Genomic DNA, 16,932 nt, shown 5'->3' on the forward strand with positions numbered 1-16,932 from the left:
TCATCGATAAATTTTCCGGCCATATTGATCATCGATCCCTGACTTTCGATAAAAATACGTATTAATGACATCGCGCCACTCTTTGGCATGCTCCACTTGCATCGTCAACCGTTCCAATACATCCTGGTACCGTTTCGCGTCCATTTTCCCCTCGAGCTGTTCCCAACATTTCTTTAACTGTTCCGCCTGCTCAACCCCTTCAAAATGCGTATTGTAAATGTGTTGAATCACTGTTTCTCCAGAGTGCAGCCGATGCGTGTACGGAACGTGATGGAAAAATAAAAGCAGCTCATCAGGACACGTATCTAGCGATTCATACATCGCCGCATTCTCCGGAAAATATTGCGCCGTATATCCGGTCCCTGTCGCAACTGTCCGATCCACTCCGATTCCATCACGGTCAGCATAGTGGTACGTTCCCCAGTGCGAGTATTCATATCCGTCCACATTTGGCCCGTAATGGTGCCCCGGGTTCACCATCCAACCAACACCGAGCGGAGAGGTGTAATTTTCATAGATGTTCCAAGAAGCAAGAAGCATCCAACAGATCGTCGCAATCACATCTGGATCGTCCCCAAACGTTTGCACAATCCATTCGCGGGCAATCTCTTCGGCAGACAAATCCGGATTCCAAGCGAGCCGCCCAAACCCGTACAAGTTCGCTTGCGCCAATGTATGCCCGGTCCAGTTTGGATCATTTCCAATATTGGATACCCCCGCCATCCCGCTATATTGATAGCCAAATAGCGAGCCGTCAATGACCTTTTTTACTTCCGATCCTTTTCCTTTCGCATACGTATCAAAATCGAGCACTTCTTTCCACTGCGGGATCAAGAAACATAAATGTTTTTGTTGCCCCGTGTATTCTTGAGTAATTTGCACTTCCATCATTTGATTCGTTTTCGGCATGGCCCCGAACAACGGAGAAACCGGCTCCCTTACTTGAAAATCCATGGGACCGTTCTTAATTTGCAAGACGACATTCTCGCGAAACTGTCCATCGAGCGGTTTGAAGTGATCATACGCCGCTTTGGCCCGATCGGTCGTTCGATCACGCCAGTCTTGCTGACAGTTATATACGAAACATCTCCAAACAACGAGGCCGCCAAACGGCGCCAACGCCTCTGCCAACATATTGGCCCCTTCCGCATGGCTGCGTCCATAGGTGAACGGGCCGGGGCGAAACTCGGAATCGGCCTTAACGACGAAGCCGCCAAAATCAGGGATGTAACGGTAAATCCGCGCCGCCGTCTCCTTCCACCACCGCTGTACATCCCGATCAAGCGGATCTGCCGTCGAAAGCCCCCCAATTTCTACAGGACTGGCATAGTTAATGCTCAAAAACAATTTGATGCCATACATTCGAAAAATATCAGCCACTTGCGCCACTTCCGGCAAAAACTCTTCCGTAATTAATCTCGTTTCCAGTTTGTGAACATTCACATTATTGATCGAAATGGCATTGATACCAACCGAGGCAAGCAACCGAGCATAGTCTTTGATCCGCTGTTTTTGTTTCACAAACTGACCATCGGCAAAGAAAATGGATGGTCCGGCATATCCGCGCTCAATGCTGCCGTCCATGTTGTCCCAATGATTGATCATGCGCAATTTATTGCTTGGCTGCTCGACGATCGATACATCGTCCACATTCTCTTTCATCTGCAATAGACGGAGGAAATGAAAAACACCATACAACACCCCTTGATCCGTCATTGCCGTAATATAAATACAAGAGGTGCTATGACGATCATCTGATTGAATCATATACCCTTCCGAATGAACGAGCTGTGTCATCTTTTCACCTGCCAATCGTTCCTTCAACCATTCCTCTTTCAAAGTCCCAACCCAGATTGCATTTGTTGATTTCGGCTCCGACACCACTTCAGGCTCTATTCCTAACATGGAGAAAAGTCCTCTTTTCAGCTCAGCCAATGCCGCCCGAAAAACGGGAGATGTTCCCTTGGCCACGATTGTGTCCCACCTCGACAAATCATTTCGGATATTTTGTTCATAGCGCAGCCAACAAGAATCGTATAGTGCCTGCATCTCCATTCTCCTTTCACTCCTTTCCGGTCCTAGAGGGGCGGTGAAAAACGGCTGCTTTCCTCACTCAATGGGAGAATGAGCGAAAAGCAGGACCGACGCAACAAGGTTTTTCGAATTGAGAAATGACAGAGTAAAGCCGTATCCACGATGAAATCCCGAGCCTCCTAGAAGGTTAATGAAAAACCGCTGTTTGCCTTGACCGGCGATGGAACGCGTAAACATCAAGGCTGATGCATCCAGTTTTTTTTACTTGAGAACCGATCCCGCGAAGCAGTTGCGCGAGTAAATCACCGGCCTCCTAGCACAGTTCGTTTGATAACATTCTAGTATACTAGATCAACTAAAGATTTCTCTGTAAACCGGAAGCAACATCTATAAGAAAACATAAAATCACCGTTTCTATTGCAAAAGCTTCGCTTATTGAATATTAAATATAAATAATATTATGAAAATTAATAATATACCTATCTCCTTAATCTAAAGAGGAGGGTGAAACGGCTCGATTCCCTCCTCTTTATTCGCTCGACGGAAGACTTTACTGATTAGACACTGACCACCCGCCAAAAAGCCGGTTTGGGGTTGTGTTGTTCATCGAACAAAAAGGGCCAATTTTTTCTTCCTTGCACAGGGAAGTGGTCAAGCCACGTGTGGTCATCGGCAATTCCCCAAAACGTGACATTTTGAATGACATCACGATATTCCTTAAAGAGAGAGAAAATTTGCTCGTACCGCTCTGCCTGCCGTTCGACCATTTCGTTTGTCGGAGCAGCCAAGTCCTTTCGATGATCATCAAATTCAAACATCGATATATCAAGTTCGGTAATATGGAGAATCACTCCGAGAGACGCATATCGCTCAATCGCTGCGCGAATTTCATCAAGCGACGGGCGGGTCAGGCTCCAGTGCGCCTGCATGCCGATGCCGTGAATGGGAATTCCTCTGTCACGCAAAGATTTTACTAGTGTGTAAATTTTCTCGCGTTTTTCCGGAAAACATTCATTATAGTCGTTGTAAAACAGCAACGCCTCTGGGTCTGCTTCATGGGCATAAAGAAACGCCTGCTGAATAAAATCATCGCCGATGATTTGTCGCCACATTGAGGAGCGCAGCCATTCGCTCCCCTCGTCGGCGACCGCTTCATTGACGACATCCCAACAATAGACTTTCCCTTTGTATCGCTGTACAACCGTGGAGATATGAGATTTCATCCGTTCCAGCAACACATCTCTGCCGACGAAATGCCCTTGGCTGTCTTGAAACACCCAGCTCGGGGTTTGGTTATGCCATACGAGCGTATGTCCGCGAACGGCCATGTGATGAGAACGGGCGAAGTCGACGATTTGATCGGCGATGTCGAACGTAAACCGCCCCTCCTCTGGCTGAAGATGTTCAAACTTCATATGGTTTTCGGCGGTAAGGCTGTTTACATGGCGGATCAACAGCGATTGTTGGGCTTCTAGCGTCACCGGATTGACGGCTGCTCCGATGCGAAAATCATTGGCAAACACTTCGCGAAGGGACGGGATGGATGAGCACATCGTTATTTTCCCTCCTCAAGCCATAAAATACTTGTCACGCCGCGCGGGTAATATTTGCTGCCGGTAATTTCACCCGCGATGATTTGATCACTCCAGCTCCAAATGGATAATGTCGGATGGGTGAGCCAAGCGACATGGGCGGCATCGGCCCGTTTGCCTTGTTCATCCCATTCCCAGCCTAAAATACGGCGGGCAATGAACTGACATAAGTAAATTTTGCTTAACCAAGAGTTGTTGCTCGTTGAGGAAATTTTCCAGCCCCCATCCGGGAACAAGCAAATTCCTTCCCGCAACACGTATTGCAAATGGTTGCGCAACGCTTGAATATATGCCCCAAAGCGTCCGTTTTCGTCCAACGCTTCATGGCAATTGGTGAAATAAGGGAACACAAGCCCCTCAATAGCCGGAATGATTTTTGAGTCGTTTCCTTCTCCCATGACCGCCGGAATATACCCGTCATCGGTTACATGGCTGACAATCGTCGCGGCGCATTTTTCCGCCTGCTCTCCCGCCAGTGCGGCCAATTCTTCCTTGCCGACATCACGGAACAATTTCTCAAGCGCTACATAGGCCGCCCAACATTTACCTGCTAAATATAAATTGTTGCGGGCTTGGCCGAGGGAAACGTCCAAACTGTCATACGTCGTAATTTCCGCCCCGCCCATCGTGCGGGTGCTGTCGAGTCCCATTACGCCATTTCGTTGTTCCGGATCGGGATGATCGCGGCGAACCATGCTTTCTAGGCATTGCTCCAAAACAGCAAGCCGCTTGTCGCGCCATGCCCAGTCTTTCGTTTGTTCGATGTACACCGCCGCGCAAAGCACCCAGTTGACTAGCTGTTCGTGCGTCATGTGCGAGAAGCAGCCGCTAATGCCATACAGCTCGTATGACGAGTAGTGCGGGCGCGAGAACGTATTGGCTACTCCCATGTCGTGAGTAAAACTGATGCCACCCGGATATTCTGTCTCTTCTCCCGGAAAACGAACGCGATCCTCGTAACTGTAGCGCTCGACGTACAAATCGAGAACATTTTTAACCGTCCATGGATTCAGTTTCAGCTCAAAAAAGAGTTGGTCAACGGTCAAATCAAACGTATTCATCATCCGGTACTCGCCTTCGTTGACCACCCAAATCGGTTTCCCCTCGTGCTCTAACAGCTGCGTATTGCCGTAGTAGCTGCGAATGGCGTGCGCCATCATAAATGTTTGATCATCGGACAGCCATTCTTTTTCAATCAGCTTATTGGAACGGAACGATTGCTCCTTCAATACTTCCGCCTGCTCGAGCGCATAAAGGCCGACTTCCTCAATATTTTGAAAGAAACGGGTATAAAAATAGGAAGCATCCATCCCCGCCGTCACGTATCCGCCTCGGTAAAAACAAACCGCAAATTGATAAGTTTTCTTTTCGCCTGCCGGCACATCGACAATTAAGGCGCCCACTTTGCCAAGTCCAAACGTCCAGTTTTCTTCCAGCTGTGCCGTTAAAATATCTTCCATGCTAAAATGCAACGCGGAGCGAACATCCTCGTCTTTGGAAACGATGCCAACCATTCGTCCTTGCCCAACCCCGCGCAGTTGCGGGCATGTGTCATCGATCCGCCGCATTGAGGTATACGGATCGGTGCCTTCGAACCCGAAAAACGCCCGCCGGGTCTTTGTTCCATTTGTATTATCAATCGTCATCTCCACGATGACAGCTGGAACCAACGCCAGCTTGAGTTCTTCCTCATCCGCGGTTTCCGGATCTGGAACCGCTTTTACAGGAGAATAAATCGTAAACGTTAAATCTCCAGCCTTCCACGTATCTGTGGCCACATGAAATTCACGTTGAATCGCCTCTTTGGCAAATGGGATTAAAATGTTCGGTTTTTGCGGATTCGGGTCAGGATTTTCGATGTCATACCGTTTGCTTTCATCTTCTTCGGCTGTTTCCAAAAACGGAAGGACATGATATAAGCCAGATTCATGTAACGATTCGACACCAATCAATACGTTTTGCCGCGGGGGACGGGCGAGTTCAAGATCCAACCCCCCGCTTTTTCCTGGAAACCCTAATGTAAAGCTGGCAAACGCTCCAACCGGTGAGTGGTGGGCGTTGAAAAAATGATTGGTTGGCATGGTTACTTCTCTCCCCTTTTTCTACATTTATCCTTTAATCGCTCCTGCAGTAATACCTTCCATGATTTTATCGCTTAAGAAGAAGAAGACGATCAAAATAGGCAGAACGCTGATCATTAAAGTGGCACCAATCGCTCCCCAATCGGTCGTATACTGGCCGATAAAGTTTTGAATACCGACGGTTAACGTTTTAAACTCATCTGAGCTAATAAATGTGTTCACAAAAACGAACTCGTTCCAGTTGTAAATCATGTTGATAATCGTCGTCGTAACGATCACCGGTGCCGTCATCGGCAAAATGATCCGGAAAAACATACGATGAACGGAACACCCATCCATCACCGCTGATTCTTCCAACTCACGCGGAAGCGACTGGTAAAAACCGAGCAAGATCATGATTGTAATCGGTAAGTTAAATCCAATATTGGTTAAGACAATCGATAACGGATGATCGATGAGCTTCACTTTCATAAAAAAGCTGAACAATGGGATTAACGTCGAATGAATCGGAATCATTAAACCGACCATAAAAAGTCCAAGCACAACATGTTTCCACTTCCAATTCATGCGTGTAATGGCAAAGGTCGCGAAACTAGCAAGCAATACAGTCAAAATGACAGAGACGGTCGTAATCCAGACACTGTTAAAAAAGTACTGACCAATGTTGCCTTCCACCCAAACTTTTACATAATTTTCCCATCGCGGTGGTGATGGAGGCGAAAGCAACGGTGTATTAAATACTTCTTGATTATTTTTCAATGAGAAAAAGAGCAACCAGACAAGAGGCAACACTTGAAAAAGAGCTAAGGCGATCAGTATTGCATAAAAAAGGATCATTCCCACTCCTTTCGTTAATCCTCTCATTGATGGCTTCTCAATGACAGTTTCTTTTTGCATTGAAACCATTCCTTTGCTACTAGTATTGAATTTCTTCCTTGGAGTTTGTCAGTTTCCGAATGAGCCATGTCATCAGCATACAAATAAGCAATAACGAAAAAGCAATGGTGCTCCCGTAACCGAAATTAAAGCTGCGGAACGCCTTTTGATACATATAAGAAGCAATGACTTCACTGGCGCCGTTTGGCCCCCCGCCGGTCATGACATAAATTAAATCGAAATACTTTAACGAACCAACCACCGCCAGCACGATGGTCACTTTAATTACACCTGCGATAAGCGGCAGTTTAATTTTATACGCCATTTGCCATGGATTCGCTCCATCAATAATAGCGGCTTCAATAATCGATGATGGAATATTTTTTAATGCGGCATAATAAATCAAAATATAAAATCCGGCGTATTGCCAAATAATCGGGACAAAAATTGCATACAATGCGATTTTTGGATCGGCTAACCAGTTCGGTGGATCATCCACTCCTAGGGACATCAGGAAATGGTTTAACATTCCGTTTGATGGATGATAAATTCGCAGCCAAAGTTGGGCAATGGCAACGGAGGATAATAACATCGGGATTAAATAAATTTTTCTCAGCAGATTCGCCCCTTTAATTTTCCCAGCAAGGACAAGCGCAATCACTAAGTATCCTGCTAAACTAATGACTGAAAAGAGGGCGAGCAAAAAGGAATGGTACGTGCTCTTCCAAAACATATGGTCTTGGATCAACTGTTTGTAATTGTCCAACGCAATAAATTGCATATTGCCGATGCCATCCCACTTCATCAAGCTGTAATATCCAGTCATAATGATCGGGATGTACACTAAAATCATCAAAAGCAGTAAAGGTGGAAGCACATAGAAAGCAATCACTTTTTTGTCAGACATCATCTTATTCATAATCTTCTTCCCCTTTTTCAATGGGTCAAAAAGGACATATATGGCATATGTCCTTTTTGACAACATGATGAACTATTTTGTTTGTGACAGCACTTCTTGGTGCTGCTTAGCGAAATCTTTCGGTGAAATTTCACCGCCAAACAGCGACTGGATTAAATTCAAATGTGTTTGCGCCGCTTCTGGATTCATTTGCACATCAGCGAACAACGTAATATTCGTCGCCTTGTTCAACTCATTCAATACATCGATGTACATTTGCGGCAAGTCCATGTTTGTCGTATCTACTTTCGTTGCCGGGATTACACCTGCCTGAGTGACAGACAGCTCACCCCATTTTTCGATAAAGAATTTTACAAACTCTTTCGCTTCCTTTTTTACTTTTGAATTCTCAGACACAAACAACCCGACGCCTGGACCGCCGACCCAGCTATCGACATTTCCTTTACCGCCCTCGACTACAGGGAATTTAAAAAACCCGACTTTATCGCGAAACTCTTTTGGAATATCCTCATTTGTCGTAAACTGCGGCAAATCCCACGTTCCCATCAAATACATGGCCGCCTTTTCGTTTGTAAACTCGGCTTTCGCCTCGTCATTGGACAATCCGTTAAACCCTTTAATAAATGCGTTCATTCCTACCAAGTTCTGGATTTCCTCGGCTGCTTTCACTAAGCTTGGATCTTCAAACGTTCCGCTGCCATTGATGGCATTTTTCAATGTGTCTGCCCCACCGATCCGGTCAGCAAGATACATATACCAGAGCGATCCTGTCCAACGGTCTTTGTTGCCAAGGGCGATTGGAGCAACACCGTTTTTCGCCAACGTTTCAACAACATGTTTAAACTCTTCATACGTTTTTGGTACCTGTAAACCATGCTTAGAAAACAGTTCTTTGTTATAGTAAATCGGTGTAATGTTTAGCTCGACTGGAAGCGCATACGTTTTTCCATCGATGGCATATGCTTCAGTTGTACCGGAAACAAATTTTTCTTTCAAACCAGCGTCAAGTACATCATCAAGCGGCGCGAACAAGTTCCCCTTCACATATGGCTCTAAAAACCCTGCTGCCCATGTCATACCGACGTCTGGAAGCTCATTTGAAGCTGCTAGCACTTTTAATTTATTCTTGTACTGTTCGTTTTCTAACGTTTCTTGTTTAACAGTAACGTTCGGGTTTTCCTTCTCAAACTCTTTAATGATATTATTGACGATCATATTATGTTGCTTAGAACTTCCAGGAGTCCAAAGGTGCATAAATGTAATCGTCACTTTTTCCCCTGAACCCGATGAAGATCCATCTCTGTTTGTCGAATTTGAACATCCAATTAAAGCGAACGAAACGACCATGGTCAAAACAATCAGAAATGAATACGCTTTCTTCAACATCTTGAACCCCCCTTAGTTTTCTATACAACCTAAGTATAGCGTTTTCAAAAAAAGGGAGTAAGGGCACAACGGTTGGCTAAAAGTCTACTTTTTTTAGGTATTCTTTACGAAATTGTGACGGAGTCATCCCTTCAAACTCCTTAAATAACTTTACAAAATATTTCACTGTTTGATACCCTACCTGTTCGGCAACTTCTACAATTGTCAAGTTCGTTGTCAACAACAAGCTTTTCGCCTTTTGTAAACGGGCTCTTGTCACATATTCGCTAAATGTTAAGTTTGTTTCCTCTTTAAACAAAGTGCTTAAATAACTGGCATTCACATGAAGAAACTCCGATAGCTCACGCAAGCTAAATGGTTGATGAAGGTGTTCGTGAATAAATTGAATCGCCTGTTTGACAAGAGGCGAACGCACTCTTTCTTCCGCCTCAATAACGTGTTGGTCAATTACTCTTTTGGCAGCTTCAGTTTTTTGACGTTCTTTCCAAACATCAATGGCTGCTTCTACCGCTTGCAAAAGTTCTTCCCGGTCAATTGGTTTCAAAAGATAGTTCACCACTCCAAGCGTAATGGCCTCTTGGGCGTATTGGAATTCGGGGTAAGCAGAGATAATAATGGTGACAGGTTGGGATCCCAAATGCCGCAAATGCTTAATTAGCTCCAATCCTGTCATCTCTGGCATACGGATGTCTGTAATTAATAAATGAATCGGTTTCTGTCTTGTAATCTTGAGGGCTTCATCAGCATTTGCAGCAGCAAGCACCTCATATCGTCCGGCCGCCCACATATCCAATGTTCTTCGCAAACCTTCTCTCGTTCTTGGTTCATCATCAACGACTAAAATTGTTCGAAGACTCATCGAATCCCTCCACTTTTGGGAATCGTAAACGATACACATGTCCCTTTTCCTTGCTCACTAGTAATCACGATGTTCCGATCCTCTCCGTAATAAAGCTGAAGTCGGCGGTTGACATTGACAAGAGCCATTCCTTCTCCCTTCAACGTGACAACCTGTTTCTGACTTAGCAACTGTCGGATCTCTTTTAACGTTTCCTCGTCAATGCCGGCACCATCGTCCATCACGTTCACTGTTAATTCAGAACGGGACGCATCCTCTACAACAGTAATAAGAATTGAACCCTGTTCTTTTTTGTTACCAATGCCATGTAGCACTGCATTTTCGACGAGCGGCTGAATCAACAACTTCGGTATCCGCACATGAAGACAATAAGAAGGAACAACAATATTCCAGAACAAACGATCACCCCAGCGCAGTTTCATAATTTCCATATAGCGGCGAATATGATCTATTTCTTCTTGGAGCGTGACCCATTCGTCATTGTTCGTTGTGCTGATTGTATACCGAAATAGCTTTGACATATTAAGAACAAACTGTGACAGTTCCTCTTCTCCTTTTTCCACTAACGACCAATACAAGGCGTCAAGGGTATTAAATAGAAAATGTGGATTAATTTGCGCCTGTAACGCTTTTAGCTCCGCTCGACTGCGAACGAGTTCTTTTTCATACACCACTTGAATGAGATGTTTGATATACCCGACTAAAGCATTATACGTTTCATTTAATTGGTAAATTTCTACTGTGGATGACGAAATAGGCGGACTTTCCGTAAATTCACCGTTTTTCCCTCGCTGCATTGCCCTCGTTAACCGATGAATCGGTTGCGTAATCATTGTTGAAAGGGAAAACGAAAGGATCAGAAAAATGAAAAACCCAATCGTTCCAGAAAGAAAGAGGACATTTTTTAAAACGGAAACGCCTTCTGTTAAAAATTTTACCGGAGTGATGATCGTCAATGTCCAGCCAGTTAACGGAGAAACTTTCTTAACAATTAGATATTCTTGTCTTTGGCTTCGAATAATAGAACGTTCTTGGTGAGCAATTTGCTGTAAATCCCCATGATAATTCGAAAACATGGGCATTCCATTCATATCAGTGAGAATAATATATCCTTTCTTATCGCCAAAATAGTCATCAAACTGAAAATAGTCCTTATTTATTCGAATCACTAAATATCCACCTGGAGAAAACCAGCGATCCATCAAGCGAACTTGCCGCAACGCCAAAAAATATCCCGGGGCTTTCGGATCGCGACCGATCCATACCATCTGACCCTTCGCTCTTTCGGCATTCTGAATCCATGTTTTGTTTATTCTTTCATCTAGATCTTCTTCACCTAACGGAAACAGTCTCTCATAATCGTTCGTGTATAATTCAAATGAATGAATACCGTTAGAGTATGCTTGAAATGAGTTAGCAATATACATGAGATCCTGCTTTTCCTTAAAACTCGGGGAATAGCCACCCCGCGTTTTTAAAAGCATTTGCTGGACATACATGTTAGTCGCTACTTGACTACTTAAGGAATCAATTTGTTGATAAAGAACTTCAAGCCTCCCGTTCGCATGAACGGCTGTCTGTTCAATTTGCCGCTCAGCATTATTTTTCAGCAACGTTGACATAAGGTGAAAAGTGATTCCCCCAACAAACCATAAGACAATCACCATAGCTGCTACAAACATAATCAATATTTGATTGCGCAACGTATGAAATCGCGAGCGGATGCGTTCCACCATTGATGTTCCTCCAATTGCCGGCGATACAAAAAGGGCGAAAATCGCCCCCATCAGCCCAGATTAAGAACAACAACTAGTGCTGTCCACTTTATCCAAATTCCCCAATCTCAACAGTTTTGTTTGTCATTATTCTATCAGCTTGTTGGATTTCCTGTAAACAATCATCTTTATCCAAGATATGGTCCAATGATAAGAGCTGCCTTCGTTCAGATATTTAGTGTTTTTGGTAGATGCATTAGATCCATCATCAAGCACCGGTTCAGCCACCTTGCTGCAATGTTTTAACTTGTTCAATCACTTCTAATCAAGACAAGCCCTTTCCATTATCTATTTAATCACGCTAAACCGGTACGTCGTCGTTGACACTCGCTCTTCATTTGCCGGCAGTACCCAAGACGGAAACTGTAGATGATGAATCGCATCTGGCAACCCTTGCGTTTCAAGGCAGACACCTAAGTATTTCTTCGACGACACACCACCTAAATCCATCCCTTCTGGCAACTGGTTCGATGTATACACCACTACGCCGACTTCATCCGTCTCCACCGTCAACATTCGTCCACTTTCTTGGTCATAGAGTACAATTTCCTTATCATGATGCCGGTCAAGCCAAAACGGATGATCATAACCGCTGCCAACGAGTTCGATTTGCGGATGCCCGGATTCAACTGCCTCCCGGATCACCTTTCCTTGCCGCAAGTCAAACGGCGTGCCGGCGACATCGAAAACGCGCCCGGTCGGAATCAGTTCCTCATTCAGCTCGAGCACACGTGAGCTTTGGATCGTTAACATATGGTCTAAAATATCCCTTTTTAAGTTACCGCTTAAGTTAAAATACGTATGGTTTGTCAAGTTGAGCAATGTCGTTTGGTCCGAATGGGCTCGGTAAGTAATCTTCCATTCATTATCATTATTGAGCCAATACGTCACTTGAACATTCACCGTTCCGGGATACCCTTCCTCCCCGTCTGGACTCGTATAAGAAAATATAATCCCGACCGCATTGTCACGCTGGATGGGCTCTGCCTCCCAAAGCACGCGGTGGAACCCGTTCGGACCGCCGTGCAGATGGTTGTTGTTTTCGTTTTTCGCTAATCGATATGTAATGCCCTCAAGCTCAAAGCTTGCCCCTTGAATGCGCCCGGCCACGCGGCCAATCACTGCCCCAAAGTAAGGGGTATTTGTCAAATACGGCTCGAACTGGTCAAACCCAAGCACAACGTTCTCGACGTTTCCATTCCGGTCCGGGAAAAGCAGTTTCGTCACAATGCAGCCGTAATTCGTCACCCACAATTCCATACCATGGTTATTGGCCAACGTAAACAGGAGAACGTCTCTACCATTCAGTTCAGCCCACTTCTGATATGCGACTTGCATCTTTTATCCCTTCCTTTTTCGAGACTGATTCATTATTAAAAGTATAGCGATTTTTAAATGATTTGTATAGAAAACAAACTAATATGTATCGTTTCTCCTCATCGGATTCCAGCAAGCCATGTGAGAGTTTTCGATCACGTGACTCGGTTCAGCATCAGAAATGTAGTCATTCAGCGCTTCCCACTAGTAAGGAATGACCTCATTCCGTACAACATCGATGTCTTATTTCCAACACTGATCTTTGATACTCATGTTCGTTGCGGCTTCTTCCACTTTCATCTCCCATCATTCTATCAACATACATTCATTTAAACAATAGAGCATCGTGAAACGATTCGAGCGCAGCCGATGGGCTTCCTTCAAACCACGCTCTACTAGCCAGCGGTCGATACCAAGCTGTTGTGGCGCGACCGCCCCACCTACTCTCTCGACCATTGAGCGAAGACGCTCTGGGGACGGCAATGATTCGAGCAGCTCCCGAATAGAAGCGGTATGCGCTTTGAGCCGTTCCCATATCGTTTCGTCCATGGACGTTCGGCATTTTTCTAATTCACTTAACAAAGGCCAAAAGACACGTTGATAGTGCTCCACAATGATCGGAGTTGATACTCCCACTTTTGCGCCATGGAGCACTTGCCGTTTGTTCTGGCGCAAAAATTCCATTTCCCAATAGTGGGAAAGGTGGTGTTCAGCGCCCGAAGCGGGGTACGATTGACCCATGAGCAACATGGCGATGCCCGACTGCAACAGCGCATCCATTACTACACGAATTCCTTGTTCACCGCCATCGGCAATGTCATCGAGGTGATCGACACACGTTTGCAACGACTGTTTTGTCAACTGATGGACGAATGGGCAATATGGCTCATCCGTCATCCAATGGGCAAACTGCCAGTCAGCCAATGACGTATACTTCGCCAGCATATCACCAACCCCAGCAGCGATCATCGCTTTCGGCGCATTCCGCAACACTTCAATATCGGCAAACACCGCCATCGGCGCCTGTGCTTGAATGTTTTTTTTCACCCCGCGAATGATGAGCGGAGCACCCATGGATGTAAATCCATCGACCGATGGAGCAGTAGGAACCGAAATAAACGGAACTTTCATTTTATAACTGGCAAAACGGGTAATGTCGTGAATCGTTCCCGCCCCTACGGCAATGAACGCATCGACATCGTTCGGCGTTTCCAGCAGCACTTGCACGATGGCACGCTCATCGGCGATGACATCCCCATTTTCATCCGGTTGCACGAAGCATACCGTGCAGCGAATCGCTTCATTTTCCAGCTCATCACACAATGATTGTCCCGCCGCCGCAAACGTCCGCGCGTCGGCCACCACAGCCACTTTCTTATATCGCTTGTACTGCAAATAAGCTGCCAGCCGTTTGAACGCCTCATGGCTCACGACAATTTGTTCAATCGGAATATCATAATGACGATGCCCGCACTGACATTGCTTGGCTAATGAAACGATGCTGTCCACTGTTTGATTCACTGCATGATCTCCTTCCCTAAGCGGATGATGTCACCAATCGAGTCCAACACATAATCGGGCCGTTCCTTGGCCCGCAATGCGTCAAGCTGACTCCGCTTTGTATTACCGGTCAACACAAGAGCCGTCTTCATCCCATGCATCCGCCCCATGCGAAGATCTGACTCCACACTGTCACCGATGATGAGACAACGGTGAGGCGGCACTTGCAGCTGGCACAAGGCCGCTTCCGCCATAAGCAAGAAGGCTTACCTAACACGATTTCCACTGTTCGGGCTGTCGCTGCCTCAATCGCCCCGACCATCCCCGCTACATCAATGGCATTCCCATGTTCACTCGGAAACGTTTTATCGATATTGGTCGCCATGATGCGCGCTCCATGCCAAACCGCGCGAAAGGCCAAATCTAACTCTCGATAGGTCACGGTCTCATGCAACGTGATAACGAGAAAGTCCGCTTCCTCCGGCACGGCTGCCAATCGAACGTGGTGGAGGCGCAACTCTTCGCGCAGCCCCTCATCCCCCAGCGTCCAAACTTGACAGAGCGGATAGTGTTGGCGCAAAAATTGCGCCGTGACCGTCGAAGATAAAAGAATCTCCTCCTCTGCCACAGCCACCCCGAATCGTATGAGCTGTTCATAGCACATGCGCCGCGACCAATTGCCGCGATTGCTGACGAACACGATTCGTTTTCCAAGAGAGCGGAGGTAGGCAACCGCCTCCTTCGCCTGTGGAATCAGCCGATTCCCTTTCCATATCGTTCCGTCCAAGTCGATCAGCACACCCTCAATTTCATCCGTCACCGACGTCCCACCTCTCCCTTGCTTTTGCATGTCATTTCCATGTGAATTCCCCTTCCTTATAACCGGTATTGTCAAAAGTTTATCCTCCACACTCACGGTTTTCCCTTGAGTTTCAACGGTTGGAAGAAAAAAAGCTTGCCACCCCCATTGTTTTCGGCCATCATTGAGGTAACGACACCCAACAGCCAAAACAAAGGAGTGACAAGCTTGTTACCTCAATTATTAGCCTATTTGCTCGAAATCATCAAGACCCAATATCAAATCATTGTGTATTTGATGGGTGTGATATTGGGAAAATCCTTGCATCTCGAGGACTGGGACGAACCCATCCAAAAGCCGTACCGGAAACTTCAGGTCGATGACCTTCCGATCATCGATGTGCCGGAAACCCTTGATTACCGGAAGCTGTTGGCAGACTATGAGGCCCAGCACAGATGTCCTTTACGGCCCATCCAGCGTCGCGCGAAGGCGAAACACCGTGTGCCGGATTCGTTGACCTGCCCTCGCTGCCAGGCTCCCTCTTCTTACCTGTACGCCAATAACGGCGGAAAAGGGCAATACCAATGCAAAGTGTGTCAATGCCGGTTCAACCACCGGAACCGATTCACCAAGCAAGCGGTCTTTCGTTGTCCGCACTGCAAAAAGACGTTGGAAAAAATCAAGGAACGCAAAGAATACAACATCTATAAGTGCAAGAACAACGATTGCCCGTTTTACCAAGCCAACCTTCGCCGGATGACGAAGAAGGAACGCCAACCGTTTCAACAGGATCCTCAAGCCTTCAAGGTGCGGTATTTGTTTCGAGAGTTCCTGTTTGACTTTCTCCCGTTGGCTTCCTCATCGCTCATCAAGCCGAAGGTCGATTTGTCCCGGCTGGCGACATCGCCGCACGTGTTGGGGCTCGTGTTGACGTACTACGTCAACTTTGGGATGTCCTCGAGGGAAACCGCCGCCGCCCTGAAGGACATCCATGGCGTCTCGATCTCCCATCAGACGGTGCTCAACTACGCCAACAGCGTCGCGCTTTGGATCAAGCCCTTTGTCGACCGATTTCCGTATGAGCTGTCCGGTTCGTTCTGTGGGGACGAGACATATATTCGTGTGAAGGGCCGTTGGCATTACCTATTCTTTATGTTCGACGCCGTGAAAAAGATCGTGCTGTCCTATCGCGTCTCGCCCAACCGGGACACGCTCTCGGCCATCAAGGCGATCAATGATGTCCTCAGGAAGCTGCCGTCTCTTCCAGACGACTTGTCGTTCGTCGTGGATGGCAACCCGATTTACCGGTTGGCGCAACACTTCTTTGCCCAGCACGGGATTTCGTTTGACGTCCGCCAGGTGATCGGTCTGACCAACGAAGATCCGGTCTCGGAAGAGTTTCGCCCTCTCAAGCAGATCATCGAGCGATTCAACCGGACCTTTAAAGGCAACTACCGCCCGACCCATGGGTTCGGTGCGGAAGAAGGCTCGGTGTCCTTTGTGACGCTGTTTGTGGCGTATTTCAACTTTCTGCGCCCGCATAGCGCGCTCGAAGGCCGGGTACCGGTCGTCATCCCGGAGCTCGCCGAGCTGCCGCATATGCCAGCCCGGTGGACGAAGCTCATCACCATGGCTCAGGACTTCCTTCAAAACGAGGCAGCCTAACTTTTTTGTCCTCCAGAGCCCGTTGAACAGAACTCCTGCCGGATTCGGCGAAGCGAACCCTTGACCAACCGAACACCGCCAAAGGTAAAATTCGGTAAAAGCAAGGGCGGCTTTCTTATTGCCTTCTTT

11 protein-coding genes and 1 pseudogene are annotated in these 16,932 nt (G+C 46.6%); 1 reads left to right on the forward strand and 11 read right to left on the reverse strand.

What is annotated here, in order from left to right; all coding sequences use genetic code 11:
* From GC56T2_RS09230 to GC56T2_RS09280, 11 genes and pseudogenes are all read right to left on the reverse strand, one after another.
* Nucleotides 1-2,049 carry an alpha-glucuronidase family glycosyl hydrolase gene (locus GC56T2_RS09230; protein ID WP_144977190.1) on the reverse strand — a complete coding sequence of 683 codons (2,049 nt, stop codon included), beginning with the start codon at nucleotides 2,047-2,049 and terminating at the stop codon, nucleotides 1-3.
* A gap of 542 nt (nucleotides 2,050-2,591) precedes the next feature.
* Nucleotides 2,592-3,587, reverse strand: coding sequence for an endo-1,4-beta-xylanase (locus GC56T2_RS09235; protein ID WP_144974683.1), 996 nt, complete (start codon nucleotides 3,585-3,587; stop codon nucleotides 2,592-2,594).
* 2 nt (nucleotides 3,588-3,589) lie between these two features.
* Nucleotides 3,590-5,707, reverse strand: a complete 2,118-nt coding sequence (locus GC56T2_RS09240) for a glycoside hydrolase family 52 protein (protein ID WP_144974685.1) — start codon at nucleotides 5,705-5,707, stop codon at nucleotides 3,590-3,592.
* A gap of 27 nt (nucleotides 5,708-5,734) precedes the next feature.
* Nucleotides 5,735-6,571 carry a carbohydrate ABC transporter permease gene (locus GC56T2_RS09245; RefSeq protein ID WP_370454565.1) on the reverse strand — a complete coding sequence of 279 codons (837 nt, stop codon included), beginning with the start codon at nucleotides 6,569-6,571 and terminating at the stop codon, nucleotides 5,735-5,737.
* A gap of 52 nt (nucleotides 6,572-6,623) precedes the next feature.
* Entirely contained in the window at nucleotides 6,624-7,502 is an 879-nt protein-coding gene (locus GC56T2_RS09250) for a carbohydrate ABC transporter permease (RefSeq protein ID WP_144974689.1), read from the reverse strand.
* Nucleotides 7,503-7,574: 72 nt separating this feature from the next.
* Nucleotides 7,575-8,888 (reverse strand): extracellular solute-binding protein, encoded by a 1,314-nt coding sequence (locus GC56T2_RS09255; protein WP_144974691.1) that lies wholly within the window; start codon nucleotides 8,886-8,888, stop codon nucleotides 7,575-7,577.
* Between the two features lie 76 nt (nucleotides 8,889-8,964).
* A complete protein-coding gene (locus GC56T2_RS09260) occupies nucleotides 8,965-9,747 on the reverse strand; it encodes a response regulator transcription factor (protein ID WP_144974693.1) in 783 nt (260 codons plus the stop codon).
* Complete coding sequence (locus GC56T2_RS09265; protein ID WP_144974695.1) at nucleotides 9,744-11,483, reverse strand: sensor histidine kinase; 1,740 nt, start codon at nucleotides 11,481-11,483, stop codon at nucleotides 9,744-9,746. Before GC56T2_RS09265 ends, GC56T2_RS09260 begins: the two co-directional genes overlap by 4 nt.
* Before the next feature lie 327 nt (nucleotides 11,484-11,810).
* Entirely contained in the window at nucleotides 11,811-12,860 is a 1,050-nt protein-coding gene (locus GC56T2_RS09270; protein WP_144974697.1) for an aldose epimerase family protein, read from the reverse strand.
* 285 nt (nucleotides 12,861-13,145) lie between these two features.
* Nucleotides 13,146-14,360, reverse strand: coding sequence for a sn-glycerol-1-phosphate dehydrogenase (locus GC56T2_RS09275; protein WP_144974699.1), 1,215 nt, complete (start codon nucleotides 14,358-14,360; stop codon nucleotides 13,146-13,148).
* Nucleotides 14,357-15,189: pseudogene (locus GC56T2_RS09280) on the reverse strand (HAD-IIA family hydrolase). The gene GC56T2_RS09275 and the pseudogene GC56T2_RS09280 overlap by 4 nt, the downstream one beginning before the upstream one ends.
* A gap of 177 nt (nucleotides 15,190-15,366) precedes the next feature.
* Between GC56T2_RS09280 and GC56T2_RS09285 the strand changes: the two are divergent.
* On the forward strand, nucleotides 15,367-16,803 hold the full coding sequence (locus tag GC56T2_RS09285; RefSeq protein WP_144974702.1) for a DDE-type integrase/transposase/recombinase: 1,437 nt from the start codon (nucleotides 15,367-15,369) through the stop codon (nucleotides 16,801-16,803).
* The last annotated feature ends 129 nt before the right edge of the window (nucleotides 16,804-16,932 follow it).

Source organism: Geobacillus sp. C56-T2 (genome assembly GCF_007829715.1).
GTDB classification, from domain to species: Bacteria; Bacillota; Bacilli; order Bacillales; family Anoxybacillaceae; genus Geobacillus; species Geobacillus icigianus.

Excerpts from the sequence above, each read along its gene's own strand:
- GC56T2_RS09265 (WP_144974695.1), bottom strand. The coding sequence starts at position 11,483 with ATGGTGGAACGCATCCGCTCGCGATTTCATACGTTGCGCAATCAAATA.
- GC56T2_RS09240 (WP_144974685.1), bottom strand. The coding sequence starts at position 5,707 with ATGCCAACCAATCATTTTTTCAACGCCCACCACTCACCGGTTGGAGCG.
- GC56T2_RS09270 (WP_144974697.1), bottom strand. The coding sequence starts at position 12,860 with ATGCAAGTCGCATATCAGAAGTGGGCTGAACTGAATGGTAGAGACGTT.
- GC56T2_RS09250 (WP_144974689.1), bottom strand. The coding sequence starts at position 7,502 with ATGAATAAGATGATGTCTGACAAAAAAGTGATTGCTTTCTATGTGCTT.
- GC56T2_RS09230 (WP_144977190.1), bottom strand. The coding sequence starts at position 2,049 with ATGCAGGCACTATACGATTCTTGTTGGCTGCGCTATGAACAAAATATC.
- GC56T2_RS09245 (WP_370454565.1), bottom strand. The coding sequence starts at position 6,571 with ATGAGAGGATTAACGAAAGGAGTGGGAATGATCCTTTTTTATGCAATA.
- GC56T2_RS09255 (WP_144974691.1), bottom strand. The coding sequence starts at position 8,888 with ATGTTGAAGAAAGCGTATTCATTTCTGATTGTTTTGACCATGGTCGTT.
- GC56T2_RS09260 (WP_144974693.1), bottom strand. The coding sequence starts at position 9,747 with ATGAGTCTTCGAACAATTTTAGTCGTTGATGATGAACCAAGAACGAGA.
- GC56T2_RS09235 (WP_144974683.1), bottom strand. The coding sequence starts at position 3,587 with ATGTGCTCATCCATCCCGTCCCTTCGCGAAGTGTTTGCCAATGATTTT.